Origin of the sequence: Vineibacter terrae, assembly GCF_008039615.1 — a bacterium.
GTDB lineage: Bacteria > Pseudomonadota > Alphaproteobacteria > Reyranellales > Reyranellaceae > Vineibacter > Vineibacter terrae.
Genome location: NZ_VDUZ01000016.1, coordinates 121207 through 147147, shown reverse-complemented (window position 1 = coordinate 147147; position 25941 = coordinate 121207). Strand labels below are relative to the sequence as shown.

At 68.6% G+C, this 25941-nt stretch carries 28 protein-coding genes; 22 read left to right on the top strand and 6 right to left on the bottom strand.

Translation table 11 applies throughout. The features are described from left to right. On the top strand, positions 1-325 hold a 325-nt coding region (locus tag FHP25_RS15955), incomplete at its 5' end, for an ISAs1 family transposase (protein WP_147847939.1). Positions 326-375: 50 nt separating this feature from the next. On the opposite strand, the gene FHP25_RS15950 is transcribed toward FHP25_RS15955, so the two are convergent. Both FHP25_RS15950 and FHP25_RS15945 read right to left on the bottom strand, forming a co-directional pair. After that, on the bottom strand, positions 376-852 hold the full coding sequence (locus tag FHP25_RS15950; RefSeq protein WP_218578405.1) for a copper chaperone PCu(A)C: 477 nt from the start codon (positions 850-852) through the stop codon (positions 376-378). A gap of 54 nt (positions 853-906) precedes the next feature. Continuing rightward, positions 907-1326, bottom strand: coding sequence for a hypothetical protein (locus FHP25_RS15945; RefSeq protein WP_147847937.1), 420 nt, complete (start codon positions 1324-1326; stop codon positions 907-909). A gap of 266 nt (positions 1327-1592) precedes the next feature. On the opposite strand from FHP25_RS15945, the gene FHP25_RS15940 reads away from it, so the two are divergent. From FHP25_RS15940 to dnaQ, 6 genes are all read left to right on the top strand, one after another. After that, positions 1593-2567, top strand: coding sequence for a quinone oxidoreductase family protein (locus tag FHP25_RS15940; RefSeq protein ID WP_147847936.1), 975 nt, complete (start codon positions 1593-1595; stop codon positions 2565-2567). Between the two features lie 324 nt (positions 2568-2891). Beyond that, on the top strand, positions 2892-4145 hold the full coding sequence (locus FHP25_RS15935; RefSeq protein WP_178133560.1) for an NAD(P)/FAD-dependent oxidoreductase: 1254 nt from the start codon (positions 2892-2894) through the stop codon (positions 4143-4145). Positions 4146-4324: 179 nt separating this feature from the next. Then, a complete protein-coding gene (locus FHP25_RS15930) occupies positions 4325-4555 on the top strand; it encodes an AbrB/MazE/SpoVT family DNA-binding domain-containing protein (protein WP_147847934.1) in 231 nt (76 codons plus the stop codon). Then, entirely contained in the window at positions 4545-4886 is a 342-nt protein-coding gene (locus tag FHP25_RS15925; protein WP_147847933.1) for a type II toxin-antitoxin system PemK/MazF family toxin, read from the top strand. Before FHP25_RS15930 ends, FHP25_RS15925 begins: the two co-directional genes overlap by 11 nt. A 4-nt stretch (positions 4887-4890) precedes the next feature. Next, positions 4891-5553 (top strand): dephospho-CoA kinase, encoded by a 663-nt coding sequence (coaE, locus tag FHP25_RS15920; RefSeq protein ID WP_147847932.1) that lies wholly within the window; start codon positions 4891-4893, stop codon positions 5551-5553. A 7-nt stretch (positions 5554-5560) separates the two neighbouring features. Beyond that, positions 5561-6259 (top strand): DNA polymerase III subunit epsilon, encoded by a 699-nt coding sequence (gene dnaQ, locus FHP25_RS15915; protein ID WP_147847931.1) that lies wholly within the window; start codon positions 5561-5563, stop codon positions 6257-6259. 69 nt (positions 6260-6328) lie between these two features. Here dnaQ and secB read toward each other — a convergent pair whose 3' ends face one another. Continuing rightward, positions 6329-6796 carry a protein-export chaperone SecB gene (gene secB / locus FHP25_RS15910; RefSeq protein WP_147847930.1) on the bottom strand — a complete coding sequence of 156 codons (468 nt, stop codon included), beginning with the start codon at positions 6794-6796 and terminating at the stop codon, positions 6329-6331. A 611-nt stretch (positions 6797-7407) separates the two neighbouring features. On the opposite strand from secB, the gene FHP25_RS15905 reads away from it, so the two are divergent. Next, positions 7408-7593, top strand: a complete 186-nt coding sequence (locus FHP25_RS15905) for a hypothetical protein (RefSeq protein ID WP_147847929.1) — start codon at positions 7408-7410, stop codon at positions 7591-7593. 100 nt (positions 7594-7693) lie between these two features. Further along, positions 7694-8383: a phospholipase D-like domain-containing protein gene (locus FHP25_RS15900; protein ID WP_147847928.1), complete on the top strand. Its 690-nt coding sequence runs from the start codon at positions 7694-7696 to the stop codon at positions 8381-8383. 140 nt (positions 8384-8523) lie between these two features. Here FHP25_RS15900 and glk read toward each other — a convergent pair whose 3' ends face one another. Continuing rightward, positions 8524-9474 (bottom strand): glucokinase, encoded by a 951-nt coding sequence (gene glk, locus FHP25_RS15895; protein WP_147847927.1) that lies wholly within the window; start codon positions 9472-9474, stop codon positions 8524-8526. A gap of 115 nt (positions 9475-9589) precedes the next feature. Here glk and FHP25_RS40815 point away from each other — a divergent pair, with 115 nt between their 5' ends. From FHP25_RS40815 to FHP25_RS15855, 10 genes are all read left to right on the top strand, one after another. Further along, positions 9590-9757 (top strand): hypothetical protein, encoded by a 168-nt coding sequence (locus FHP25_RS40815; protein WP_178133559.1) that lies wholly within the window; start codon positions 9590-9592, stop codon positions 9755-9757. Positions 9758-9976: 219 nt separating this feature from the next. Continuing rightward, the gene (locus FHP25_RS15890; RefSeq protein WP_147847926.1) at positions 9977-10756 is read left to right on the top strand and encodes a Bax inhibitor-1/YccA family protein; all 780 of its coding nucleotides are present in this window, start codon (positions 9977-9979) and stop codon (positions 10754-10756) included. Positions 10757-10875: 119 nt separating this feature from the next. Continuing rightward, positions 10876-12048, top strand: coding sequence for a Na+/H+ antiporter NhaA (gene nhaA, locus FHP25_RS15885; RefSeq protein WP_147847925.1), 1173 nt, complete (start codon positions 10876-10878; stop codon positions 12046-12048). A 76-nt stretch (positions 12049-12124) separates the two neighbouring features. Next, on the top strand, positions 12125-12874 hold the full coding sequence (pyrF, locus tag FHP25_RS15880; protein ID WP_147847924.1) for an orotidine-5'-phosphate decarboxylase: 750 nt from the start codon (positions 12125-12127) through the stop codon (positions 12872-12874). 29 nt (positions 12875-12903) lie between these two features. After that, entirely contained in the window at positions 12904-13554 is a 651-nt protein-coding gene (locus tag FHP25_RS15875) for a phosphoribosylanthranilate isomerase (RefSeq protein ID WP_147847923.1), read from the top strand. Between the two features lie 28 nt (positions 13555-13582). Beyond that, the gene (locus FHP25_RS15870; RefSeq protein WP_147847922.1) at positions 13583-14119 is read left to right on the top strand and encodes a RidA family protein; all 537 of its coding nucleotides are present in this window, start codon (positions 13583-13585) and stop codon (positions 14117-14119) included. A gap of 84 nt (positions 14120-14203) precedes the next feature. Next, complete coding sequence (trpB, locus tag FHP25_RS41410) at positions 14204-15415, top strand: tryptophan synthase subunit beta (protein ID WP_218578403.1); 1212 nt, start codon at positions 14204-14206, stop codon at positions 15413-15415. After that, on the top strand, positions 15412-16242 hold the full coding sequence (gene trpA, locus FHP25_RS41405; RefSeq protein ID WP_218578402.1) for a tryptophan synthase subunit alpha: 831 nt from the start codon (positions 15412-15414) through the stop codon (positions 16240-16242). Before trpB ends, trpA begins: the two co-directional genes overlap by 4 nt. Before the next feature lie 266 nt (positions 16243-16508). Further along, positions 16509-17105: a zeta toxin family protein gene (locus tag FHP25_RS15860; protein ID WP_147847921.1), complete on the top strand. Its 597-nt coding sequence runs from the start codon at positions 16509-16511 to the stop codon at positions 17103-17105. 38 nt (positions 17106-17143) lie between these two features. Continuing rightward, positions 17144-19294: a class I SAM-dependent methyltransferase gene (locus tag FHP25_RS15855; protein ID WP_147847920.1), complete on the top strand. Its 2151-nt coding sequence runs from the start codon at positions 17144-17146 to the stop codon at positions 19292-19294. 10 nt (positions 19295-19304) lie between these two features. Here the strand turns inward: FHP25_RS15855 and FHP25_RS15850 are convergent, their stop codons facing one another. Beyond that, positions 19305-19961, bottom strand: coding sequence for an MBL fold metallo-hydrolase (locus FHP25_RS15850; protein WP_147847919.1), 657 nt, complete (start codon positions 19959-19961; stop codon positions 19305-19307). Positions 19962-20077: 116 nt separating this feature from the next. Here FHP25_RS15850 and FHP25_RS15845 point away from each other — a divergent pair, with 116 nt between their 5' ends. Beyond that, positions 20078-21298, top strand: a complete 1221-nt coding sequence (locus tag FHP25_RS15845; RefSeq protein WP_147847918.1) for a D-alanyl-D-alanine carboxypeptidase family protein — start codon at positions 20078-20080, stop codon at positions 21296-21298. A 9-nt stretch (positions 21299-21307) separates the two neighbouring features. On the opposite strand, the gene FHP25_RS15840 is transcribed toward FHP25_RS15845, so the two are convergent. Further along, entirely contained in the window at positions 21308-23458 is a 2151-nt protein-coding gene (locus FHP25_RS15840) for a PAS domain-containing sensor histidine kinase (protein WP_178133557.1), read from the bottom strand. Positions 23459-23715: 257 nt separating this feature from the next. Here FHP25_RS15840 and accD point away from each other — a divergent pair, with 257 nt between their 5' ends. Together accD and FHP25_RS15830 are read left to right on the top strand one after the other, a co-directional pair. Beyond that, entirely contained in the window at positions 23716-24597 is an 882-nt protein-coding gene (gene accD, locus FHP25_RS15835; RefSeq protein WP_147847916.1) for an acetyl-CoA carboxylase, carboxyltransferase subunit beta, read from the top strand. Between the two features lie 28 nt (positions 24598-24625). After that, positions 24626-25921 (top strand): bifunctional folylpolyglutamate synthase/dihydrofolate synthase, encoded by a 1296-nt coding sequence (locus tag FHP25_RS15830; protein WP_147847915.1) that lies wholly within the window; start codon positions 24626-24628, stop codon positions 25919-25921. The last annotated feature ends 20 nt before the right edge of the window (positions 25922-25941 follow it).

The window sequence follows — 25941 nt, the reverse complement described above, 5'->3', positions numbered from 1 at the left end:
CAACGGCGCGACCAGCCGCGAGAGCCGCTACTACCTGCTCAGCGCCGCCCTGGCGCCCGAGCAGTTCAACGCTGCCGTCCGCAGCCATTGGGGCATCGAGAATGGCCTGCACTGGACGCTTGATGTCGTCATGGGCGAAGACAATGCCAGGAACCGCAAGGACAATGGGCCCCAGAACCTCGCCCTGCTGCGCAAAACCGTCCTTAACCTCGCCAAGATCGAGCCCTCAAAGGGCTCCATGCGCGGCAAGCTCAAGCGTGCCGGCTGGGACAACCAATTCCTCGCCACCATGCTCGCTCAGTTCACAAATTTCCAAATGCGATAGCCCTGCGCCCGCGGCGTGCACGAAGGCAAGGTGCACGCGCGGCCCCGGCTTCAGTGCTTCATCTTGTCGTGATCGGGGGCGGGGCCGGACATCTTCTCGACGACGATGTCGACCGTGACCTCGCCAGCCTTCTCGAAAGTCAAGGTCATGGGAAAGCGATCCCCAGCCTTCAGCGGCGCCTTCAGGTCCATCAGCATGACGTGATAGCCGCCCGGCTTCAGCTCGACCTTCGATTTCGGGGCAAGATCGAGCGCCGACACCTCGCGCATGCGCATCACGTCGCCATCCTGGATGACGGTATGGACCTCGGTGCGCGCGGCGGCCGGCGACGAGGCCTTGAGCAGCTTGTCGGGTGTGCTGCCCGTATTCTCGATGGTCATGAAGGCACCACCGGCGCGCGCCATGCGGGCCGTCTCGCGGGCCCAGGGCTTGGCGATCTTCAGGTCGCCGCGCGTGACGTCCTGGGCCCAGGCGACGGTGGGGACGACGAGCAGCGCAGCCAGGCCAGCGGCGCGAAACCGGGACATGATGGACATTGGAACACCTGTCATCTGAAGCACGATAGAATGAACGAAACAGCTTCAGACGGCAGGCGGCCCTCTGGGTTGATTTGCAGACCACGATGCCGAGGCCGGTGACGCCACGGTCTGGACGGCAATCGTCGCGACGACAATCGAACGCATCGGCGCGACGACGCCGACGGGCGGCGTCACGTCGACAGCAGGCGCCGTCCCGCCCTGGCATAGCGGGCAGTCGACATACCTGATCGGTGGCGTGCTGTCGGTGTCCGCCGGCGCTTGAAGGTGGCTCGGCAGACAGAAGGCCGCGGCGTCGATGCGCTCGCCGGTCAGCGCCGCGTGCAGAACCTGCAGGCGGGCATGGACCAGCGGCGAGACGGCCTGCAGGAGCAATGCCAGCAGCACCAGGCCAACCACATGCACGCGCAACGCCCCCACGGGCTTGCGGTCGAACGATGCAGTGACGGAGCTGGCTGAGGGCATGACGCGGCAGGCTTAGTCCAGAGATCCGGCAACGGCAAGCGCAGCAGACCACGCCGGCAGGTTCGGCGCGCAAAAGCCAGCATCGCAGCTGCCGGTCACCGTGGCGCCATCCTTCATACGAAGGACGCCGCTTGCCGCCGCGCATGAGACGCCCGCTTTTCGCATAGACATCGGCACGGCCGGTCGGCCGAGCCCGTTTCCTCCTGTGGCGATCTGATCTACGCTGCCCGCCGGCGAGAGACACAAGCAACGCCAGGGAGAGCACCATGGTGAAAGCCGTCCGCATCCACGAGACCGGCGGTCCAGAGAAGATGGTCTACGAGGACGTCGATGTCGGCGATCCGGCTCCAGGCGAGGTGAAGGTCAAGCACACGGCCATCGGCCTGAACTTCATCGATATCTATACCCGCTCCGGCCTTTACCCGGTGCCGACCCCCAACGCGATCGGCCGCGAGGGGGCCGGAATCGTGCTCGCGGTCGGCAAGAGGGTCAAAGACTTCAAGAAGGGCGATCGTGTCGCCTATGCCGGCAGCGCGCCGGGCGCGTATTGCGAGGAGCGCAATGTGCCGGCGGAGATCCTCGTGAAGGTGCCCAAGGGCATCTCCGATCGTGATGCCGCGGCCATGATGCTCAAGGGCATGACGGCGGAATACCTCATCCGCCGCACCTACAAGTGCAAGAAGGGCGATATCGTGCTGTTCCATGCCGCAGCCGGCGGCGTCGGCCTGATCTTCGGCCAGTGGGCCAAGGCGCTGGGCGTCAAGGCGATCGGCACGGTGTCGTCGCCGGAGAAGGCGGCGCTGGCCAAGAAGAACGGCTACACCTGGGTGATCGACTACAGCAAGGAAGACGTCGCCGCCCGGGTGAAGGAGATCACCAAGGGCAAGGGCGTTCCGGTGGTCTATGACGGCGTCGGCAAGGACACCTGGGACACGTCGCTGAACTGCCTGTCGCCGCGCGGCTTGATGGTGTCGTTCGGCAACGCGTCGGGCGCGGTGCCGCCGATCGCGCCCGTCGTGCTGTCCGCCAAGGGATCGCTGTACCTCACGCGGCCCACGCTCGCGAGCTACACCGCCACGCGCAAGGATCTCGACGACTGCGCCAAGGCGCTGTTCAAGGTGGTGCGGAGCGGCAAGGTGAAGATCCGCATCGACCAGACCTACCCACTGCAGGATGCGGCCCAGGCCCACCGCGACCTGGAAAGCCGCAAGACCACGGGACAGACGGTGCTGCTGCCATAGGCCGGCTGCGTCCCGTCCCCGCAGGTCGATCGCCTATGCTGCCGTTCACCTCTCGCCCCGCGTCAGCGGGGCGAGAGGGGCCCATCGCGAAGCGATGGGAAGGTGAGATACAAGCGATCAGTCCCTATTTTTGCTGCATGGCTTGATCGTTCCTACCCCTCACCTTCCCATGCCTTCGGCATGGGCCCCTTCCTCTCCCCGCTGCCGCGGGGCGAGGGGACGGCGTCGGTGCTCCCGTATGCGAACCCCCTGCCGTCTACCGCGATGTCACAGCAAACGTCGATGATCCGTCTACCCCGCAGACCATCGCGGTGGAGGCAGGCTATGACACGGGTTCTGGTCATCGGCAGCGGATTTGCCGGCATGTGGGCTGCGCTCGGCGCGGCGCGGGCGCGGCGTGACCTGGGCGCGGCGGCATCGAGCATCGACATCGACGTCGTGGCGCCTTCATCGATGCTGTGCCTCAAGCCGCGGCTCTATCAACGCCACGAGTCGGTCTTCGAGGTCGACATTGCGCCGCTGCTGAGCGCCGTCGGCGTCGGCTTCAGCGCCGGCACCGTCGCGTCACTGGATGTCGCGGCCCATACGGCGCGCCTCGTCGGCAACGTCGCCGGGCTGTCCTATGACGCGCTGGTGGTGGCTGCCGGCAGCCACACCACCCCGCCGCCGCGCCCGTGGCGGCCGCATGTTCATGTTCTGGACAGCGCCACCGAAGCCTTCGCGCTGCGGCGGCATGTGGCCGGCCTGCCCCAGCGCCCGCCGTCACCTGGCCGCTACACGGCGGTGGTGATCGGCGCCGGGTTCACGGGGCTCGAGATCGCCACCGAGCTCGGCGGCTGGCTGCGCGACCTGGCGGCCGGATCCGGCGAGGCAGCGCGCGTCCTGATGCTCGACCGTGCCGACACGCCCGGCGCCAGCCTCGGCGCCGGGCCTCAGGCCACGATCCTGGAAGCATTGGCGAAGACCGGCGTGACGTTCCGGCCGTCAACCAGCGTCAGCGACATCACCGCAACGGACGGCGACAACGTCCTGACCTTGGCTGACGGCAGCCGGATCGACGCCGCGACCGTGGTCTGGGCGGCCGGCCTGCGCGCCAATCCGCTGGCGGGCCTCGCCGGGCCGGCAGCCGACGATGGCCGGTTGACGGTCGACTCCATGCTGCGGGTCGCGGGCCAGAATCGCATCTTCGCAGCCGGCGACAGCGCCCGTGCCAGCGCCGCGCCGCGCCACGACACGCTGATGTCGTGCCAGCACGCGATGCCGACCGGCCGCGTCGCCGGCCACAACGCGATGCGTGCGCTGGCCGGCGCGCCTCTGATCCCCTACACCCAGCCGGGGTATCAGACCTGCCTCGACCTGGGCGAGGCAGGCGGGATGCTCTCGCATGGATGGGACCGGGCCGTGGTCTGGAACGGCGCCAAGGCAAAGGCGGTGAAGCGCTTCATAAACGGGCCGGTGATTGCGCCGCCCGCCGCCGATCGGGCGCTGGAGCTGGCCCATGCCACACCGATGCCCGTCGCCACGGCTGAAGAGCTCGCCGCGCGCTGGCAGGCGCTGCTGGGCGACGCGGCGGCGTAGGCGTAGCACCAGCACCTGGAATGCCAGTCATCCCGAGCGCAGCGAGGGATCTCCTGCGGCGAAGGCTACGATGCGCCATCCGCGGGAGATCCCTCGCCTCGCTCGGGACGACAGTTATCCCCATTGATTCCATTGATTCTTTTTGGAATAATCGCATTTCCTTACACGGGAAGTAAGGAATGCGGGAAATCAGCCGACTTACCTCCAAGGGACAAATCACGATTCCCAAGGCAGTGCGCGATGCGCTCTCGCTGAGCGAAGGCGATCTGCTGGCTTTTGCCGTAGCCGACGGCCAGGCGACCATGCGCAAAATCGCCGTGAAGGCGGATGGCGGCGACCGCGACACACTCAACCTGCAGCTCGATGAATGGGGCGGCTCGGCCGACGAGGACGCCTATCGTGATCTGTGACCGGTTCGACGTCGTCGCCGTGCCTTTTCCTGTCGGCGCCGTGACGCCGACAGGCCGCCGGCCGGCATTGGCGCTGACCACGCGCACCCTGAACCTGGCGCAGGGACACACGGTCTTCGCCATGATCACCTCGGCCGAAACAGCCGGCTGGGCGACGGACATCACCGTCGCCGACCTGGGGGCGGCCGGCCTGCCGGCGCCGTCGGTGGTCCGCCTGAAGCTGTTCACGCTGGACAACGCCGTGCCGCTGGGCCGGCTGGGCACCTTGGCCAAGAAGGATGCCAAGGCGGTGCGCCGCGCGCTGCGCGAGGCCCTGGGGGAGGACGATTGATCGCATGTTGATCGTGGGACTGACCGGGTCGATCGGGATGGGCAAGTCGACGGCAACCAAGCTGCTGCGCCAGATGCGGGTGCCGGTCTATGACGCCGACGCCGCCGTGCATGCCGTCCAGGGGCCCGGTGGCGAGGCCCTGCCGGCCATCGAGGCGGCATTCCCGGGCAGCGTCCGCGACGGTGTTCTCGACCGGGCGGCGCTGGGCGCCAAGGTTTTCGCCGATTCGGCGGCCCTGCGGCGGCTCGAGGGCATCGTCCATCCGCTTGTCCAGGCGCGCCAGCGCGCGTTTCTCAAGCGACACGCCGCCCGGCGCACGCCGATCGTGGTCCTCGACATCCCGCTGCTGTTCGAAGGCAACGGCCACCGCCGGGTCGACGCCACCCTGGTGGTGAGCGCCCCCGCCTTCCTGCAGAAGCGGCGGGTGCTGGCGCGGCCGGGCATGACCGAGGCGAAGTTCGAGGACATCGTCCGGCGGCAAGTGCCGGACCAGATCAAGCGCCGGCTGGCCGACTTCGTGATCCTCAGCAATGGCGGCATCGCCCCGACGCGGCGGGCCCTGGTCGAGGCCTTGCGTGCGCTGTCACAGCAGCGCGGCCAGATCTGGCCACCCAAGCCGTGGCGCGAACGCTGGACGGCGGCGCTGGCCCGCCAACGCAAACGATAGGACGGCCATGCGCGAGATCGTGTTCGACACGGAAACGACCGGCCTGGACCCCCGGGCAGGCCATCGGCTGGTCGAAATCGGCTGTGTCGAGATGGTGAACGGCCTGCCGTCGGGCGAGACGTTCCACGTCTACCTGAACCCGCAGCGGGACATGCCCGACGAGGCCTTCCAGGTCCACGGGCTGTCCAGCGAGTTCCTGAGCGACAAGCCACTGTTCGCCGCGATCGCCGAGCATTTCGTGGCCTTCGTGGCCGATGCCCGCCTGGTGATCCACAACGCCCAGTTCGATATGGGCTTCATCAACGCCGAGCTCGACCGGCTGGGCCTGCCGCCGCTGAAGAACGACGTGGTCGATACGATCACCCTGGCGCGGCGCAAGTTCCCGGGCCAGCGCGTCAGCCTGGACGCCCTATGCGAGCGCATGGGCGTCGACAACACGCGCCGCACCAAGCACGGCGCCTTGCTCGATGCCGAGCTGCTGGCCGATGTCTACATCGAGCTGACCGGCGGCCGGCAACGCGGCTTCGACCTCATGGGCGCTGCGGCCGAGACGCAGACCGTCGTCGAAACGACCGCCGTGCGGCTCGTGGTCCGTCCACCGCGGCCGCACGCGGCCAGCGAGGCCGAGATCGCCGCGCATGTGGCGTTCCTGGCCAAGCTCAAGCAGCCGATCTGGCTTCTGGCCGCCGCCGAAGCTGCCAGCTGACGGACTTCATCTTCCTCTCCCCGTCCCGCCGCGGGGCGAGGGGTGAACGGCAGCGTATGATCAGGGGTCCTAGGCGGTGCCCACCTGCTGGCCGGCCTGCTCGAGCTGCTGGCGATAGAGGGCGGCGAAGTCGACCGGCGCGATCTGCAGCGGCGGGAACCCGGCCTCGCGCGTGGTATTGGCCACGACCGCGCGCGCGAAGGGAAACAGCAGCCGCGGACATTCGATCAGCAGCATCGGCCCGACGGCTTCCTGCGGAATCTCGCCCAGGGTGAAGACGCCGCCATAGACGAGCTCGAGCACGAACACGACCTCGCCCTTCTCGGTCTTGGCGTCGGCCTCGACGACCAGCGCGACCTCATAGGTGCTGCCCTCGAGCTGGCGCGTCTTGACCAGCACGTTGAGCCCGAGCTGCGGCTGGCCCTGCTCCATCAGGCTGTGCGGCGAGCGCGGATTCTCGAACGACAGATCCTTCACATATTGCGCGTGCACCGTCAGCGGCGGGAGCTGGGTGTCAGCGTTCTGGGTATCGCTCATGTGAAGTCCTGTCGGCCAAAGGGTGGCGGTCGGTAGCACGCGTCTCACAGCGGCACAAGCGACGCACGATGCGCTTGGCAGCGGCCTCCTGATATGGTGCGGGAAACCATGACAAGAGCAAAACCATGGTCGCGATCGGCAGATACGCCAGCATCGTCTTGCTGGTGTTGCTTGCCACCTGCGGCCGCCTGCCCAACACCGCCGTGCCCGACAGCATGGCCGAGCGATATTATGGCGCCGCCAACGCCGCGACCCCGATCGCAACCCTCATCAAGCAGCGCGACATAAACCCCTGGACCCGGGAGCACACCTGCCCTTGCTCGATCAGGCCGAGCGGGCACTGCGCCGGACCGATGCCGCAGGCCGCCATGCCGGCGTCACGTACAGCCTTTCCAAGGACAACGCGCTCGACGCCGGCTGGCTGGTGCGGACGCCGCGGCTCTGGGATCATGGCGCCGCCGACCTGCCATCCTATCCGCTCGACTGCGCCGGCTGCCTTCCGGACGTGAGCCTGCCGACCTGCCGCAGCGACTCCGACTGCGCTAACGGCGGCACCTGCCGCGCTGGCGAGCACGGCGACGCGCCCGGGAGAGGCCGCCCGCCAGGTCTGCGTGGGACATTCGGACGCTCTGCTGGACCGTATCTATGGCCTGGTTGCGCAGGCACGTCGCATCGTCGACATCACCCTCCTGCAGCCGCCGCCGGACGGCCGCTTCCTGGCTGCCTTGCGCAACGCGGTGACGACCCTCGGACGAAGCGGCCGATCGGTGCAGGTCCGGGTGGTGGTCGGCCATTAGCCGCCAACCGCCAGCCGGCGCCGAGCCCGGACCGCTGCTGACGGCGCTGGCTCGCGACCTGGCCGGGCTGCCGAGCGCGCGCATCACGCTCCAGGTCGCCGTGCTGCGCTCCTGCGCCGGCGAGTCGGGCTGCGGCAGCTTCTCGTGGAACCACGCCAAGATCGTCGCCGTCGACAGGCGCGCCGCCCTGGTGGGTGGCCACAACATGTGGACACGGGACTACCTGCTGGACCATCCGGTCCACGACCTGTCCATGCAGATACGCGGCCCGGCGGCAGCCAGCACGGCGCGCTTCATCGATGCCCTGTGGCAATTCGCCTGCGACAGCACCGGCAGGAGCAATGCCGTGTCGGTGCTGAGCTTGCCGGCAGGTCAGGCCCGGCCGACAAGCGGCTGCCTGCCGATGCCGGCACCGCCGCCATCCGCATCGGCGGGCAACGTGCCGGTCCTGGCCGTGGGCCGGCTGGCGTCGGGCATCACCACCGACTTCGCCAATCAGAGCGACCTGGCGCGCGCTGCTGGGAGCCGCGCGGCGCAGCATCCGCATCGTGCGGCAGGACCTGGCGTCCACCCTGGAGCGGGCCGATCCGCTCTATCCCGAGAGCACGCTGGAACGGCTCGCCGATTTCATCGTCGACTCGCCTGCGGCCGCCGCCGAGATCCTGCGTACGTTCTGGATGCCGCTGTGGCGGTGGTCGCGCCTATCGGCCGTTTCAGGCGAGAACGCGCCGCGCTGCGTGCTCGACACCACGGGCCGGTTGACCCGTCAAGACAGGGAGATCGCATATGACGTAACGCTGCGCTGCCGCCGTTCTGTCATCTCGAGCGCAGCGAGGGATCTCCCGCGAATAGCGCACCAAGCGCCTTGCCGCAGGAGATCCCTCGCTGCGCTCGGGATGACAGAAGGGCCATATGCGATCGCCCTGCGTCTCACGCCGGTGTGTCGTGTGCCATCGCCGCGAGGCCGATGAACGCCGGATCAGGCTTCAGGATCACCCATGCCGGGATGGCCGCAAGATAGCTGCCCATGCGTCCCTTGGCCTCGAACTGGGCACGGAACGTCGAGGCCGCCAAGTGATCGACGAAGCGCGGCACGATGCCGCCGGCGATGTAGACACCGCCGCGCGCGCCGAAGGTCAGCGCCAGGTCGCCGGCCACGGTGCCGAGGATGGCGCAGAACATGTCGAGCGTCTCGCGCGCCACCGGACAGGTGCCGGCACGTCCCGCTTCCGTGATCTGCGCCGGGTCGCGCGGCGGCACCTGCCGGCCATCGACGGCCGCGATCGCGCCGTAGAGGTTCACGAGGCCGTCACCCGACAGCACGCGCTCCGCCGACACGTGGGCAAAGCGCGTGCGCAGATGGGCGATGACACGATCCTGCCGGCCATCGCTCGCCGCCAGGGTCGCGTGACCGCCTTCCGTCGCCAGCGTGATCGGCGGCCGGCCCGGCACGAGGCAGGCCATGCCCAATCCGGTTCCCGCGCCCAGCGCCACGCGCGGCGCGTCGTCGCGGGCCGCCCCGCCGCCGATGCCGAACAGGTCGCCGGACCCCAGATGCGGCAGCGACCGGGCGGTCGCCTGGAAATCGTTGACCACCCGCACCTGCGGGAACCCGAACGCGGCCCGCAACTCGGCGGCATCGACCACCCACGGACTGTTGGTGAAATCCACCCGGCCATCCTCGACCGGCCCTGCCACACCGATCACCGCCCCGGCGATCGAGCCAACAGCACCGTGCCGATCCAGAAAGACCGCAACCGCATCGCCGGACCGGGCATGGTCGGCGACAGCCATGACCTCGATCGGTCCTACGGCACCTCCATCCATCAGGGCGAAGCGGGCATTGGTCCCGCCAATGTCGGCAAGCAGGTATCGGGTCAAGGGCGCGGCCTCATAAGGCGGAGTCCGGGAAATCGGAACCTTTCCAACAAGCTTCCGTTCGATCTACGACGCAATGAGGGCGTCACGAACCCTTGTACAACGGGATCGGACGGATATGGCGACCCATTCCCCGGACACGAACCGGCAGACGCCGCCGGCCACGCTGAGCCCCGATGAAGCCCGCTCCGGCGTCAAGCTGCATGCCATGCGCTACGTGCTGGCGATATCGTTCGCCGCGGTCGTCATCGGCATGATGCTGGCCTGGCTTTATTTCGGTCGATGAAATTCCAGAAAGCAGACGGAAACGGCGATTCAGCCGGCCGCCACGGCGAAGATGCCAACACCGTGATTCCACTCGCCTTTCCTGCAGAATACCTGCTGCGACATTATTTCTGTTCCTGACGTCAATCTGACGACAGGGGTATTGATAATTTTGGCCCTCTTGCCAATATGTGCGGCGATATTCTGGACACGGCGAGAACCCGTGCCGAGGAGGCTACGCATGGCACAATGGGATAACAACACGAACGCCTATGGCCAACAGCGGCCAGCCTATGGCGGCGCAACGACGATCGATCAGGCACAGTTCGATGCCGGTCTGCGCGCGCACATGCTGCGCGTCTACAACTATATGGCCTCCGGCCTGGCGCTGTCGGGCATCGTCGCCATCCTGGTGCACCAAGTCCCGGCGCTGAACGCGCTGTTCTTCACGCTCACGCAGACGGCCCGCGGGCCGGTGATGGGCCTCAGCATCCTGGGGTGGATCGCGGTGCTGGCGCCGATCGGGCTGATCCTGTGGGCCAGCTTCCGCGCCCAGGCGATGAGCGTCGGCACGGTGAAAGGGATCTACTGGGCCATCGTAGCGCTCAACGGCGTCGGCTTCACGATCCTGCTGTACCGCTACACCGGTGTCAGCATCGCCCGCACGTTCTTCATCACCGCGGCTGCTTTCGGCGCGCTGAGCCTCTACGGCTACACGACCAAGCGCAGCCTGTCGGGGATGGGGACGTTCCTGTTCATGGGCCTGATCGGCATCCTGATCGCCGGTGTGGTGAACATCTTCGTGCAGTCCTCGATGCTGCATTTCATCATCGCCTCGGCAGGCGTGCTGATCTTCGCGGGCTTCACCGCCTACGACACGCAGCAGATCAAGGAGCAGTATTCGGAGGCCTACGGGACGGACGTGCAGGAGAAGATCGCCATCTTCGGCGCGCTCAACCTGTACCTGGACTTCGTCAACATGTTCCAGCTGCTGCTCTCGCTGATCGGCGACCGCGAATAGCGCCCAGCAGCGACGCGGCTTCCGCGACGCCCGGACCGAAAGGTCCGGGCGTCTTGCTTTCCGGCATCATCTCCCCGTCCCGTTCGGACGACGCTTCAAGCAGAGGCCGGTTGCCCGTCATGCACCGCACCGTCTACCGATTCCTGCAGTCCGACGCCGCCCCCGGCATTGTGCTGATCGCCGTTGCCGCGCTGGCCATCATCCTGGCCAACACCGCGCTGGCGCCGGCGATCCAGGCCTTTCTCGGCACGAAGCTGAGCCTGAGCTTCGGCGCGCTGGGGCTGAGCAAGCCGCTGGTGCTGTGGATCAACGACGGCCTGATGGCGGTGTTCTTCCTGCTGGTCGGACTCGAGATCAAGCGCGAGGCGCTGGAGGGCGCGCTGTCGCAGCCGTCGCAGATCGCCATGCCGGTCGTGGCCGCGGCGGGGGGCATGATCGTGCCGGCGGCGATCTTCGCGGCGCTGAACTGGAACGACGCGACGGCCCTGCGCGGCTGGGCGATCCCGGCAGCCACCGACATCGCGTTCTCGATCGGGGTGCTGGCGGTCCTCGGCCGGCGTGTGCCGCTGGCGCTGAAGCTGTTCCTCACCACCCTGGCCATCGTCGATGACCTGGGCGCCATCGTCGTGATCGCGGCCTTCTACACCTCTGACCTGTCGGGGCTGGCGCTGGCGCTGGCCGGTGCCTGCATCACGGCCATGGTGGCGCTCAACCTGCTCGGCGTGCGGCGCGCCGGGCCCTACCTGCTGATCGGGATCGTGCTGTGGGTCTGCGTGCTGAAATCGGGGGTGCACGCCACCCTGGCCGGCGTCATCACGGCGTTCTGCCTGCCGCTGCGCGGCGGCCGCGAGGCGCATGACGATCGCCCGTTCATCCGGCTGGAGCACGCGCTGCAGCCCTGGGTCGCCTTCTTCATCATGCCGGCATTCGCGTTCGCCAACGCCGGCGTGTCGTTCGCCGGCCTGACGCCGGCCCATCTGGTCGAGCCGGTGTCGCTGGGCATCGCGGCCGGGCTGTTCGTCGGCAAGCAGATCGGCGTGTTCGGAGCTGCCGCGCTCTTCATCCGATCGGGCCTCGCCGCGATGCCGGCACAGGGCACCTGGGCCAAGCTCTACGGCGTATCGCTCTGCGCCGGCATCGGCTTCACCATGAGCCTGTTCATCGGCACCCTGGCCTGGGACGATCCGGCCTATGCCGCGCCGTTGCGCATCGGCGTGCTGGGCGGCTCGATCCTGTCGGCGGTGCTGGGCTACCTGGTGCTGCGCTGGGCACCCGACGCCAAGCCGGCGTGACCGTGGCGGGACGGCGGGCATCGCCGCCCGGCAGCGAGTCGACAAGCGGCGGGCCTTGCCCTAGTTTCCGCCGCCCATGAGCCGACCGAACCCCGTCTACTGCGCCGTCGACACTGTCGACCTGGCCGAAGCCGCAACCCTGATCCGCCGGATCGCGGGCGGGGCACGTCCGGCCGTGGGCGGCGTCAAGCTGGGACTGGAGTTCTTCCTCGCCCACGGCGCTCCCGGCGTGCGCTACGCCTTCCCCGATCCGGTGCGCCTGACCGGCATCGGCTTCTTCCTCGACCTGAAGCTGCACGACATTCCCAACACGGTGGCCGGCGGCATCCGGGCCGTGGTCGACCTGGCACCGACCTACATCACGCTGCACGCAGCCGGTGGCCGCGCGATGATGCGCGCCGCGGTCGAGGAGACCGGCGCCCAGGCGCTGAAGCGCGGCCTGCCGCGCCCCAGGCTGCTGGGCGTCACCGTGCTGACCTCGCTGGACGACGACGATCTTGCCGCGACCGGAGTCGGCGGCGCGCCCTCGGACCAGGTCAGGCGCCTGGCGCTGCTGGCGCGCGAGAGCGGACTCGACGGCGTCATCTGCTCGCCACACGAGATCGCGCCGCTGCGCCAGGAATGCGGTCCCGGCTTCGTGCTGATGGTGCCGGGCATCCGCCCGCAAGGCAGCGCCGCGGGCGATCAGAAGCGGGTGATGACGCCGCGCCAGGCCGTCGCGCTGGGCGCCTCGCACCTGGTGGTCGGCCGTCCGATCTCACAGGCCAGCGATCCGCGTGCCGCCGCCGAGGCGATCGCCCGCGACGTGGGAGTGAACGATGTCTGACACGCCAGCATTCCGATCGGCAGCCTGACATGGCCGTGGTCGCCAAGATATGCGGACTGCGGACCGAGGAGACGGTTCGCGCCGCCGTGGCCGGCGGCGCCCGCTATGTCGGTTTCGTGGCCTACCCGCCCTCGCCGCGCCATGTCGCGTTTCACGAGGCCGAAGCGCTGGCCGCGCTGGTGCCGCCCCATGTGCTGCGGGTCGGCCTGTTCGTCGACCCTGACGATGACCTGCTGGGCGAATGGCTGGAAGGCGGCGCGCTCGACATGCTGCAGCTGCACGGCACCGAGTCGGCCAAGCGCGTGGCGCGCATACGCGAGATGGCCGAGCTGCCGGTGATGAAGGCGATCCGGGTCGCCACGCGCGCGGATGTCGAGCAGGCGGTCGATGTCTACGGCGCCGTCGCGGACCGGCTGATGTTCGACGCCGCGCCGCTGACGGACAATCCGCAGGCGCTGCCTGGCGGCAACGGCGTGCCGTTCGACTGGCGCATCCTGGAAGGCGTCACCATGCCCAAGCCGTGGATGCTGTCCGGCGGGCTGACGCCGGAGAATGTCGCGGCGGCAGTGCAGGCGACCGGCGCCAGGATCGTCGATGTGTCGTCGGGCGTGGAAAGCGCCCGTGGCGTGAAGTCGGCCGAGCGCATTGCGGCGTTCCTGGCCGCGACGGCGCGCCTGTAATCGATGACAACAAGGGAGTGAACGCAGGATGAAGACCGAGCGACGCCTGAAGGCGCTGGGCATCGAGCTGCCGCCCGTCAGCAGCCCGGTGGCCAACTACGTCAACGCGGTGCGCACCGGCAATCTGCTGTTCCTGTCCGGCAAGGGCCCGGGCTATGGCGCCAACCAGGCGCGCGGCAAGGTCGGCGTCGACATGAGCTGGGAAGAAGCCAAGACGCATGCCCGCTCCACCGGACTGAACCTGATCGCGGTGATGAAGGACGAGCTGGGCGACCTCGACCGCGTGAAGCGCATCGTGAAGGTGCTGGGCATGGTCAATTGCACGCCCGATTTTGGCGATCAGCCCAAGGTCATCAACGGCTGCTCCGACCTGTTCGTGGAGGTGTTCGGCGACCGTGGGCGCCACGCGCGCTCGGCGGTCGGCATGACGGGGCTACCCAACGGCATCCCGGTCGAGATCGAATGCATCATCGAGGTGAGCGGCGCGGCGCCGGCGCGCGCGGCGCGGCCTGCCGCCCGGAAGAAGGCGGCGGCCAAGAAGAAGGTCGCGAAGAAGAAGCGCTGAGTCGCGGCGCAGGCGGCGCCCCGCGGCGCGGTGGAGCGGTACGCCGCCTCGTGCTAAGGCCGGCCCGGACAGGAACGGATGGTCATGAACGTCTTGAACAGCTACCGCGGCGGCCCCGACGAAAGGGGCCATTTCGGCATCTTCGGCGGCCGCTACGTCGCCGAGACGCTGATGCCGCTCATCCTCGAGCTGGACCAGGCCTATACGGCGGCGAAAGCCGATCCTGCGTTCAAGGCCGAGCTGGACAACCTGCTGGCGCACTATGCCGGCCGTCCCAGCCCGCTGTACCACGCGGCGCGGCTGACCGAGCAGCTGGGCGGCGCCAAGATCTATTTCAAGCGCGACGAGCTCAACCACACCGGCTCGCACAAGATCAACAATGTGCTGGGCCAGGTGCTGCTGGCCAAGCGCATGGGCAAGACGCGGGTGATCGCCGAAACAGGCGCCGGCCAGCACGGCGTGGCCACGGCCACCGCCTGCGCGCTGTTCAACCTGCCCTGCGTCGTGTTCATGGGCGCCGTCGATGTGGCGCGCCAGGCGCCCAACGTGTTCCGCATGAAGCTCCTGGGGGCCGAGGTGCGGCCCGTGACCGCTGGCTCGGCGACCCTGAAGGACGCCATGAACGAGGCCCTGCGCGACTGGGTCGCCACGGTGGAGACCACGTTCTACTGCATCGGCACGGTGGCCGGCCCGCATCCCTACCCGGCGATGGTGCGCGACTTCCAGTCGGTGATCGGCAACGAGACGCGCGAGCAGATGATGGCGGCCGAGGGCCGCTTGCCCGACACGCTGGTGGCCTGCATCGGCGGCGGCAGCAACGCCATGGGGCTGTTCCACCCCTTCCTCGACGACCCGGGCGTGCGCATCGTGGGCGTCGAGGCGGCCGGCAAGGGCATCGAGACCGGCGAGCACGCCGCCTCGCTGAGCGGCGGCCGCCCGGGCGTGCTGCACGGCAACCGCACCTACCTGCTGCAGGATTCGGATGGCCAGATCACCGAGGCGCATTCGATCTCGGCCGGGCTCGACTATCCCGGCATCGGCCCCGAGCATGCCTGGCTCAAGGAAGCGGGTCGCGTCGAGTATGTGGCGGCGACCGACGACGAGGCGCTGACCGCGTTCCAGCTCCTGTGCAAGCTCGAGGGCATCATCCCGGCGCTCGAGCCGGCGCATGCGCTGGCCCACGTGATGAAGCTGGCCCCGACGCTGCCCAAGGACAACCTGCTGGTGATGAATCTCTGCGGCCGCGGCGACAAGGATGTCTTCGCCGTCGCCGAGCGGCTGGGGGTGAAGCTGTGAGTCGTATCACCGCGCGTTTCGCGAAGCTGAAGGCCGAGAACCGCGCCGGTCTCGTCACCTATGTCACGGCCGGTGATCCCAATCCCGACGTCTCGTTCGAGATCCTCAAGGGACTGCCCAAGGCGGGCGCCGACCTGATCGAGCTCGGCATGCCGTTCACCGACCCGATGGCCGATGGCCCGTCGGTCCAGGCGGCGGGACAGCGGGCGCTGAAGGCCGGCATCACCATGGACAAGACGTTCGACCTGGTGCGCCGCTTCCGGGCCCAGACCGGCGACCAGGAAACGCCAGTGCTGCTGATGGGCTACTACAACATGATCTACCAGCGCGGCGCCGAGCGGTTCTGCAAGGATGCGGCCGCAGCCGGCGTCGACGGCTTCATCATCGTCGACCTGCCGCCGGAAGAAGCCGGCGAGCTCAAGCCGCATGCCGCCAAGGCCGGCCTCGACACGGTGCTGCTGACCGCGCCGACGACCGACGCCCAACGCCTGCCGGCGATCCTGGCTTACGCGTCCGGCTTCATCTACTTCGTCTCCATCCTGGGCATCACCGGCACCAAGTCGGCGAGCGAGGAGACGGTGAAGAGCCATGTCGCGCGGCTGCGGTCGCAGACGGCGCTGCCGATCGGCGTCGGCTTCGGCATCAAGACGCCGGACCAGGCCGCCGCCGTCGCACGCCATGCCGATGCCGCCGTGGTCGGCTCGGCCATCGTCGATCGCGTCAAGGCCGGCCTCGACGACAAGGGGCAGCCCAAGCCCGACCTGCTGCCCGGCGTCTTCGCCTATATCCGCGCGCTGGCCGACGGGGTGCGAGGGGCACGGGTGTAGCTCCGATGGACGTCATCCGACCATTGCGGTCAGTGTCGTTCAAGCTTATATCAGTGCTGACTTATCCAGACCTGAAGGTGCTGTGGTGAGTGACGCTCTGGCGGACTTCCAGCGGGGGGTGGCTGAGGCCATCCGTGATACGCACGCGCGCGGCTTGCCAGTTTTTCAGGCGCGCGATGGCTGGGTCTACGCAATCTATCCGGATGGTCGACGCGTTGCCGTGGAACGAGCCAAGCCGCCGATGAGCCCATCGCCGTCCAGTCCAGATGACACAGCCGACGCTGCTGGTGCTCGCCGGGCCTAATGGCGCCGGCAAGACCACCCTCGCCTACAGCCACCTCCAACATTTTGTCGCCGCCGGCCTGTTCCTCAACGCCGACGAGACCGCGCGCGACATCAGGCCTGAAAATGTCGAGACCGTAGCGGTGGCGGCGGGACGGCAGGTGCTCGAGCGCCGGCAAGTGTTGATCGCATCACGCGCCAGTCTTTGCATTGAGACCACACTCGCCACGCGAACGCTGGTTCACGCGGTTCATCGGGCGCGAGAGCAAGGGTATCGCTCATGCCTCTATTTCCTCTTCATCTCGTCGCCATCGCTGTGCCAGTTCCGGGTCAAGCTGCGTGTGATGAAGGGCGGGCACAATATTCCAGACGACGTCGTCCAGCGCCGCCACGCTCAAGGCCTTCGACTTCTCCAGACCTACGTGGCGGCGTGCGACGATGTGGAGATATTCCACGCTGACGAATCGCCACTGAAGATTCTCGAGCGCTCCGACAGCGTCTCAAATGTAGTCGATAGCGCGCGGTTTGACATGCTCCAAGCTGCAATCAGGATTGCCGGTGGTCCGCCGATCATCGTTTGATCGGGAAATTCGCTCGCCACCTCGGAAAGAGAAGAGCCATGGACCATCCCGCGCGCGGTGACGTGTCGGCCTACCAGCGCTACTTCGCCGGCATGGATGCGTCGATGGACCAGAAGGCGGCGTTCCTGGCGGCGCACCTGGTGACCGACCCGGGCGCGCGCATCCTCGATCTCGGTTGCGGCTCGGGCGCGTTGTCGGCGCGGCTGGCAGCGCTGGCGCCCGGCGCCGATGTCGTCGGCATCGACATCGACCCGCAGAGCGTGGCGTTGGCGCGCGAAAAATATCCGCTGCCCAACCTGTCGTTCGAGGTCGGCAACGCCACGTCCGTGCACGCAGCGGCCGATGCCGTCGTGTCGTGCTCGATGCTGCATCACGTCTACACCTACGCCGCGCGGCCTTACGACGAGGATGCCGCCGCCGCGGCCGTGCGCGCGCATGTCGACTCGCTGCGGCCGGGTGGGCTGCTGGTGCTGCGCGATTTCTGCGTCGACGGCGGCGCAGAGGAGACCTGCCTGCTCGACGTCGGCGCGGCCGCGGGCGCCGACGGGCGCTCCGATGTCGACATGCTGCGCGACTTCGCCGTGCGGGCGCGGCCGCTCGATCCGCTGGGCAGCGGCTTCCCGCTCGAGGATCTCGGCGCGGCCGGCGACGGCTTCCGCCGCTTCCGCCTGCCGCGGCGCTGGTCGGCGGAGTTTCTGCTGCGCAAGGACTACCGCACCGACTGGGAGATCGAGCTGCGCGAGCAGTACGCCTTCTGGACGGTGCGCCGGTTCGCGCGCATCGCCGAAGCGGCGGGCACGCGGGTGCTGCGCGCCGCGCCGGTGCACAACCCCTGGGTCGTGCAGCACCGTTTCGCCGGCCGCGTGCGGCGCTTCGACGAGCGCTTGCGCCCTCTGCCGTGGCCGGCCACCAACATGGTGCTGGTGGCGCAGCGCCTGTCGCCGGGACGGGCGCTGCGGCTGCGCGAGCAGCGGCTGGACGGGGCGGCGCCGGGCTATCTGCGGCAGACGAGCTGGTCGGCGGCCGGGCAGGTGCACGACCTCATCCAGCGGCCGACGGGCGCCGTCGATTTCCTGCCCTACGCCGTCGTCGACGGACGGCTGCGGGTGCTGGCGCGCAGCGCCTGGCCACGTCCGGCGATGGTGATGATGCGCCGCGGCGGCGATGTCAGCGAGGAGCTGCGGTCAGGACATGCCGTCGAGATGATCTCGCTGGCATCCGATGGCCGCGATCCGGCTGCCGACTTCCAGGCACGTTCCGGCATCGCCGCCCCGGATGCCGCCGATATCGAGCAGCTCCTGGAGTTCCTGCCGTCCGCCGCCATGGTCGACGAGGCAGCCAGGGGCTTCGCGGTCCGCCTCGGGACGCTGCCGCTGCGGCAGCCAGCCCCGTGTCCGCCCGGCCTCGACTTCGATGCCGGCACGCTGCAGTCCTTCGACGCGGCCGGCCTGCTGCGCGCCGCCGAGATCGGCATGCTGCCGGAGGGCCGGCTCGAATTGATGATCCGTGCCCTGTCGCATCGGCTGGGCCTGGTCACCGGCGGCTGGGTCGGCGAAAGCTTCACGCCACCCGCGGGCGACCTGCCGGCCGTGGACTGGAGCGACGTCGCGCGATGCGGCGCCACGCCGTTCATGCCGCATGACGGCGGCGCGGGGTTCCTGCGCCGGGTGCGCTCGGTCTTCAGCGAAGATCTCGCCGGCGCCGATGGGCCGCTGCCGGGCGCGCGGCAGACGCTGGAGATGGCGATCCCCGCACGCCACAGCACCTGGACCCTGTCGGTGCTGCCGGTAGGCCGCGATGCCGACGGCCGCATCCTGATCGGCATCGAGCGTCGTCTCCTGCCGGCGGCGCAGCTGCGTTTCGGCGATGCCGCTCTGCCCTGCGTGCCGGCCTGGCGGGTGGCCGTGCTGCCCGACGATGCCGACCCGCTGCTGGCCGCGGCAGCCCAGGCGGCGGCATGCGATCCCACGGCGCTGGTCCGGCTCGGCGCCCCCTACCACCCCAGCCTCGGCATCACGCCGGAGCGGGTGCAGCCCTTCGTCGTCGCGGCCTCGGCCCTGCCGGCGGCGCGACGCGATTCATTGGCCTTCGTCGCGCTCGACGGCGTCCTCGAGCGGGCCGCTCAGGTCCGTGACGGACACCTGCTGATCGCCGCCTTCCGCCTCGCCGGCATGCTCGCGGCGGCCTGACCGGCCGCGGTCATTCGTCGTCCTCGAAGAGCATGTCGCAGACGAACGGGTTGGTCTTGCGTTCCCACCCGAAGGTCGAGGTCTGCCCGTGACCCGGCACGAAGCTGATATCGTCGCCCAGCGGGAACAGCTTCTTGCGAATCGAATGGAAGAGCTGCTCCTGGTTGCCGCGCGGAAAGTCGCTGCGCCCGACCGAACCCCGGAACAGCACATCGCCCACGAACGCGATCTTGGCATCCTGGTGCACGAAGACGACATGCCCCGGCGTGTGACCCGGGCAATGCACGACGTCGAAGCTGACCTCGCCCAGGCCGACCGTATCGCCGTCCTTCAGCCAGCGGTTCGGGCGGAAGGGCTTGGGCACCGGAAAGCCGTATTTGCGGTTCGACTCGGGCAGCCCTTCGATCAGATACAGGTCATCCTCGTGCGGTCCCTCGATCTCGACGCCGTAGTGCTCGGCGATCGCGCCGGCCGCCGAGGCGTGGTCGACATGGCCATGGGTCAGCATCACCTTGGCGACGGTCATGCCGGTTTCGGCGATGGCCGCCTTCAGGCGCTCGACATCGCCGCCCGGGTCGACCAGCGCGCCCTGATTCGTGGCCTCGCACCAGACGAGCGAGCAGTTCTGCTGGAAAGGCGTGACCGGAAGGATGGCGATCTTGATCATGGCGACGGCGCGTGTGGGGAATGTAGCGTCCTTCCTAAGCCGTGACCCGGGGCTTGCAAAGCCTTTCCGGGCGCTCACCTGCAGACTGCATGCGTGGTTTGCGCTAGAATGACGCAATGCGTCGCCTGCGTTCATCCCTCGCCGCCGTCCTCGCTTTGTCCCTCGCGCTGCCGGTCCTGCCGGCAGCGGCGCAGATGTCGGCGATCCAGACGCCGACCGGCCCGCTGGTCGCCGGGCCGTCCATCGTGGTCGACGCGCAGACCGGCGAGGTGCTGCACCAGCGCGATGCGGGCGCCCCTTTCTACCCGGCGTCCGTCACCAAGCTGATGACGCTCTACCTTCTGTTCGAGGATCTCAAGGCCGGCCGGATCGGGCTGCAGGACAAGATCGGCTTCTCCGACTACGCCTACAACCAGCAGCCTTCGAAGCTGGTGCTGCCGCGCGGCTACGAGATCACCGCCGAGCAGGCCATCCTGGCGCTGATCCTGCGCTCGGCCAACGATGTGGCGGTTGCCGTGGGCGAACGCCTGGGCGGCTCCGAGAGCGCCTTCGCGCAGCGCATGACGAGCACCGCCCGCCGCCTGGGCATGACCGGCAGCGTCTTCAAGAACCCGAGCGGGTGGAAGGATCCCGAGCAGATGACGACGGCGCGCGACATGGCGCTGCTGGCCATCGCCCTGGTGCGCGACTTCCCGCAGTACTACACGTATTTCAGCGCGCACGACGTGGTCATCAACAACGTGCGCATCGGCCACAGCGTCAAGTTCCTGGACATGTATCCCGGCGCCGACGGGCTGAAGACCGGCTTCCTGTGCTCGTCGGGCTTCAACCTGGTCGCCTCGGCCGTGCGTGACGGCAGGCGCCTCGTCGGCGTCGTCGCCGGCTTCCGGCGCGCCGACCTGCGCGACGAGTACGCCGTGCGCATGTTCGACGAAGCGCTGCAGGCCCGCACCGGCGGCAACCGGCCCAAGGTATGGCAGCTCGACAACACAGGCGGCATGCCGACAACGGTGCTGACCGACGGCAGCTGCGTGCCGGCCCGCTACGATTACCCCGGCGAAGGCGCCTGGGTCGGCACCTTCCCGACCTTGCCGGCGGCGCGACAGGCGCATCAGGCGGCGCAGACGGCATTGGCCAAGGCCGGCCGCACCTGGCTCGGCCGCGAATGGATCGTCGATATCGTTGTCGGCAAGCAGCGCAAGTTCGCGACCGTGATCGCCGACCTCGGGGCTGCCGAAGCCGGCCAGCTCTGCGCCCTGTACCAGTCCGGCAAGCAGTTCTGCCAGGTGGTGCAGCCGCAGCAGCTGGTGCGTCCGTTCAACAACCTGTGGCGGTAGATCCGGGGGTCACGCGGCGTCGGGCGGCGGCAGGTCCATATCCGTGGGCGCCGCGTCGAGCGTCATGATGAAACGCGCGCCCCCTTCGGCGCGGTTCTCGGCCGTGATCGTGCCGCCCATCTGGCGCACGATCTGATAGCCCACCGACAGGCCAAGCCCGGTGCCTTTGCCGGTCGGCTTGGTCGTGAAGAACGGCTCGAACAGCCGCGGCAGAACGGCATCGGGGATACCCGGCCCATCGTCCTCCACCGTGATGACGACCTTCCCGGTCGAGGCCAGGTGCCGCGCGCCGATCCGGATCGTGCCGCTGCGCAGCGCCTCGCCGCCAGGCGCGCCGCGCTCGAGGATGGCGTCGCGCGAATTGAGGATGAGGTTGATGATCACCTGCTGCAATCGGCTGTCGTGGCCCAGCACCGGCGGACAGCCAGGCGCCAGGTCAAGCTCCTCCTCGATGCCCGACAGGCGCAGCTGCTCGCGCAGCAGCTGCGCCGCCGCGCTCAGCGTCGCGGGGACATCGAACGGCCGCGGTGCCGCATCCGGCTGCCGGGCAAAGCCTTTCAGCTCCTGGATGATCAGGGCCGCGCGCTCGGTCTGCGAGACGATCCGCGACAGCTTGGCATCGACCAGGCCGCTGACGCTGGCCAGCGGCACGTCCGGCGATGTGTCCTGCAGCTGCTCCAGCAGGCTCTCGGCCGCGAACCGGATGATGGTCAGCGGCTGGTTGATCTCGTGCGCCACGCCGGACGCCATCTCACCCACCGTGGCCAGCCGCGACGTGTCGAAGAGCTGAATCTCCGCTTCACGCCGCTCGGTCGCGTCGACAGCGAGGAAGACGATGTGCTGCACGAGGCCCGCCGTGTCGCGCACGGGATTGGCCGTGACGTGATAGATTCTTCTCCGCCCCTGACGGTCCGTCCGCGCGTTTTCGTACTCCAACCTTTCGACCGGGTCGGACGGCCCGGCAGCGAACCATGCATCGAAGACGCGCTGGTCACCCACGTTCTCGATGAGCGCGCGCAAGGGCTTGCCGATCACATCCTCCGCCGACCTTCCGGGCCACGCGTTGATGAAGCCATTGTTGGCCATGATGATGCGCATGTCGCGATCGACGAGAACGATCGCCGCGCCGGATGACTGCACCACCGAGTCCAGGCGCTGCAGCTCATAGCGCAGCCGCTCGGCCAGCTCGTGCTGGCGCTGCACGTCCCGCACCACGCCGGTGACCGCGAACTCGCCGCCGAGGCTGTCGGCCCGCTCGGTGGCCATCATGCGCACGTCGACCTGCCGGATGGTGCCGTCCTTGCAGAGCCCGCGATGCGCGAAGGCGATCGACACACCGCGGTTCTGGCGCAGCCTCTCGATGCAGGCCTCCAGCCCGGCATGGTCGTCGGGATGCGTGATATCGTGCGGCCGGCGGCCCAGGAGCTCGTCGGGCCGATAGCCCAGCAGCGGAAGCATGGCGCCGCTGACATAGCTGAACCGGCCGTCGCGATCCGTGGAGAAGACCGCGTCGGACAGCGAGTTGACCAGCACGTCGAACCGCTTCTGCGCCGCCAGCGCCTCCTGCTCGCGCTGCTTCAGATCGGAGACGTCCATGCGCATCAGGACCACGCCGCCGCTGGGGATCTGGATCTGGGCCAGCCGGACGACCCGCCCGTTCTCCCATTGCAGGTCGATGCTGGTGCGCGCGTGGAACCGCTTCAGGTACTCGGCCTTCCATGCCGAGAGGTCGCGATCCGGAAAGGCCGCCTTCATCTGTCCTTCGTAGTGGGTCAGCACCTGCTCGTAGGTGAGGCCGACCATGGTTCTGTCGATGCCGCCGATATGCCGGATCATCCGGTTGTAGGGCTCGTTGAAGGCGACCAGCCGTTCATGCCGGTCATAGAGGGCGAAGCCGATCGGGATGACGTTGAGCGCCTCTTCCAGCTTGCCGATATCGCGCATGGCGCCCGCTTCCGCGGCGGTGGCGCTTTCGGCGGCTTGCCGGGCAGCAGCAGCCCGTTCGGCACGCCATAGCAGGATCGTCGCACCGAAGAGGCCGATGGCGCAGATCGCAAGCGCAGCCAGCATCCAGGACTGGAGGCCAGCGGCGCGCGATCCCCCGGCGGCAACAGCGACGACGACGGTGGTGAGAAGGCCGAAACCGGCAAGGCTGCCCACGATGAGCGTGCCTGGGGTTCCGATCCATCCGGCTGTACTGCGCGCACCCAACGTTCGACCCGCCGAAACAGCACACGAAAGGGGCAGCAGGGTATCACGCCCGGCGGCGGCGGCAGAGCGAAACCAGTCGTCTGCGGACCGATGATCAAGCCATTGATTCAATTTCATGAATCGTCGCTTTGCCGGTGCCCTGAATTCGTGCCATACGGTCCGTTGCGGCTCCGCCAGGGGCCTGTCCGGAGCACAAAAGGGGCGCTATGAACTGGCTGACCAATTTCGTGCGGCCCAAATTGCGGGCCCTCGTGGCGCGCAAGGAAGCGCCGGAAAACCTGTGGCTGAAATGCCCGAGCTGCGAGCAGATGCTGTTTCACCGCGACCTGGAAGCCAACCAGCAGGTCTGCAACCACTGTGACCATCATCTGCGCATGCGGCCGGCGGCACGGCTGGCGGCGGTGTTCGATGACGGCAAGCACGACATCCATCCGCTGCCCAAGACCGTTCTCGACCCGCTGAAGTTCCGCGACCGCAAGCGCTACACGGACCGGCTGAAGGAGGCGCACGCCGAGAACGGCGCCAACGCCGAGGCGCTGGTGGTTGCCAGCGGCAAGCTGGGCGGCCACGACACCGTCGTCGGTGTCTGCGACTTCTCGTTCATGGGCGGCTCGATGGGCGTCGCCGTCGGCCAGGGGCTGCTGATGGCGGCCAATCTCGCGGTCGAGGCCAAGGCCCCCCTGATCGTGTTCTCGGCCTCGGGCGGCGCGCGGATGCAGGAGGCGATCCTGTCGCTGATGCAGATGCCGCGCACGACCATCGCCGTGCAGCGCGTCAAGGAAGCCGGCCTGCCCTACATCGTGGTGCTGACCGACCCGACGACCGGCGGCGTCACCGCGTCGTTCGCCATGCTGGGCGACATCCATATCGCCGAGCCGGGAGCGCTGATCGGGTTCTCCGGCCAGCGCGTCATCCAGGACACGATCCGTGAAACCCTGCCGCCCGGCTTCCAGCGCGCCGAGTATCAGTTCGACCATGGGATGGTCGACATGATCGTGCATCGCCACAAGATGCGCGAGACGTTGATCCGCATGACCGACCTGCTGCTGAAGCGCCCGCAGACCTCATCCACGCCGGCCGCGGCGTAGCCGGCCACACAGCCCAGCGGATGGCCCCATGAGCACCGACGCGATCCTGACGCGGCTGATGAGCCTGCATCCGCGCGTCATCGACCTGGAGCTGGGGCGCATCCAGCGTCTGCTGGACCTGCTGGGCAACCCAGAGCGCCAGCTGCCGCCGGCAGTGCATATCGCCGGCACCAACGGCAAGGGCTCGCTGGTGGCCTACACGCGCGCCATGGCCGAGGCGGCCGGGCTCAGGGTCCACACCTACATATCGCCGCACCTCGTGCGCTTCAACGAGCGCATCCGGCTCGCCGGCGCCTTGATCGACGACCTCGAGCTCGAGGCGACGCTGGAGGAATGCGAGCAGGTCAACGCAGGCGAGCCGATCACCTATTTCGAGATCACGACGGCCGCCGCCTTCCTGTCCTTCGCGCGCCATCCCGCCGACCTGATGGCCCTGGAGGTCGGCCTGGGCGGACGGTTCGATGCCACCAACGTGATCGCGGCGCCGGCCGTGACGGCGATCACGCCGATCGGCATCGACCACACGCAGTTCCTTGGCGACACGCTGCGGCGCATCGCGCACGAGAAGTCGGGCATCTTCAAGCCTGGCGTGCCGGCCGTGGTCGGCCGCCAGCGCGACGAGCCGGCGGCCCTGCTGGTCGAGGACGCGCAGGCGCTGTCCGTCCCGCTGTTCCGCATGGGACGGGAATGGCAGGTGACGCCGCGCGACGACGGCTTCCGCTACGAGAGCGCCACGCTGGCGCTTGACCTGCCGCGCCCCCGGCTTGTGGGCGCCCACCAGATCGACAATGCCGCCACGGCCGTGGCGGTGATGGAACGGCTGCGCGCCGCCGGACTGCGCATCGACGATGCGTCGATCCGCAAGGGCCTGGCCACGGTCGACTGGCCGGCGCGCCTGCAGCCGCTCGCCCGCGGCCCCCTGGTCGATGCCATGCCGCCCGGTTGCGAGCTATGGCTCGACGGCGGCCATAACGAGGATTGCGGCCTGGTGCTGGCCGAGCAGGCGCGCACCTGGGCCCGCGAGCCGGGCGCGTTGCCGCTGTACCTGATCTTCGGCATGCTCACGACCAAGGATGCGGGCGGCTTCCTGCGGCCGCTGGCGCGGCATGCCACCGGGGCGTGGGCCGTGCCGGTCGAAGGTCACGCCTGCTACGAGCCGGAGGAGGCCTGCCGCCGGGCCGACGATGTCGGGCTGCAGTGCCTGCCGGCGCCCAGCGTGGCGGATGCGCTGGAGGACCTGCTGGCCAACGTGCATCCGCCCTTCCGCGTGCTGATCTGCGGCTCGCTGTACCTGGCGGGCACCGTGCTGGCGAAGAACGGGTGAGCCCATCAAGTCGAAGCGCG

Coding starts and splice junctions, on each gene's coding strand:
- secB (WP_147847930.1), bottom strand. CDS start 6,796: ATGAGCGATACCCAGAACGCTGACACCCAGCTCCCGCCGCTGACGGTG.
- FHP25_RS40815 (WP_178133559.1), top strand. CDS start 9,590: ATGGCGACCCATTCCCCGGACACGAACCGGCAGACGCCGCCGGCCACG.
- coaE (WP_147847932.1), top strand. CDS start 4,891: ATGTTGATCGTGGGACTGACCGGGTCGATCGGGATGGGCAAGTCGACG.
- FHP25_RS15940 (WP_147847936.1), top strand. CDS start 1,593: ATGGTGAAAGCCGTCCGCATCCACGAGACCGGCGGTCCAGAGAAGATG.
- FHP25_RS15945 (WP_147847937.1), bottom strand. CDS start 1,326: ATGCCCTCAGCCAGCTCCGTCACTGCATCGTTCGACCGCAAGCCCGTG.
- FHP25_RS15875 (WP_147847923.1), top strand. CDS start 12,904: ATGGCCGTGGTCGCCAAGATATGCGGACTGCGGACCGAGGAGACGGTT.
- FHP25_RS15935 (WP_178133560.1), top strand. CDS start 2,892: ATGACACGGGTTCTGGTCATCGGCAGCGGATTTGCCGGCATGTGGGCT.
- FHP25_RS15890 (WP_147847926.1), top strand. CDS start 9,977: ATGGCACAATGGGATAACAACACGAACGCCTATGGCCAACAGCGGCCA.
- FHP25_RS15830 (WP_147847915.1), top strand. CDS start 24,626: ATGAGCACCGACGCGATCCTGACGCGGCTGATGAGCCTGCATCCGCGC.
- pyrF (WP_147847924.1), top strand. CDS start 12,125: ATGAGCCGACCGAACCCCGTCTACTGCGCCGTCGACACTGTCGACCTG.
- FHP25_RS15845 (WP_147847918.1), top strand. CDS start 20,078: ATGCGTCGCCTGCGTTCATCCCTCGCCGCCGTCCTCGCTTTGTCCCTC.
- FHP25_RS15855 (WP_147847920.1), top strand. CDS start 17,144: ATGGACCATCCCGCGCGCGGTGACGTGTCGGCCTACCAGCGCTACTTC.
- FHP25_RS15870 (WP_147847922.1), top strand. CDS start 13,583: ATGAAGACCGAGCGACGCCTGAAGGCGCTGGGCATCGAGCTGCCGCCC.
- trpB (WP_218578403.1), top strand. CDS start 14,204: ATGAACGTCTTGAACAGCTACCGCGGCGGCCCCGACGAAAGGGGCCAT.
- dnaQ (WP_147847931.1), top strand. CDS start 5,561: ATGCGCGAGATCGTGTTCGACACGGAAACGACCGGCCTGGACCCCCGG.
- nhaA (WP_147847925.1), top strand. CDS start 10,876: ATGCACCGCACCGTCTACCGATTCCTGCAGTCCGACGCCGCCCCCGGC.
- FHP25_RS15930 (WP_147847934.1), top strand. CDS start 4,325: ATGCGGGAAATCAGCCGACTTACCTCCAAGGGACAAATCACGATTCCC.
- FHP25_RS15950 (WP_218578405.1), bottom strand. CDS start 852: ATGTCCCGGTTTCGCGCCGCTGGCCTGGCTGCGCTGCTCGTCGTCCCC.
- accD (WP_147847916.1), top strand. CDS start 23,716: ATGAACTGGCTGACCAATTTCGTGCGGCCCAAATTGCGGGCCCTCGTG.
- FHP25_RS15850 (WP_147847919.1), bottom strand. CDS start 19,961: ATGATCAAGATCGCCATCCTTCCGGTCACGCCTTTCCAGCAGAACTGC.
- FHP25_RS15860 (WP_147847921.1), top strand. CDS start 16,509: ATGACACAGCCGACGCTGCTGGTGCTCGCCGGGCCTAATGGCGCCGGC.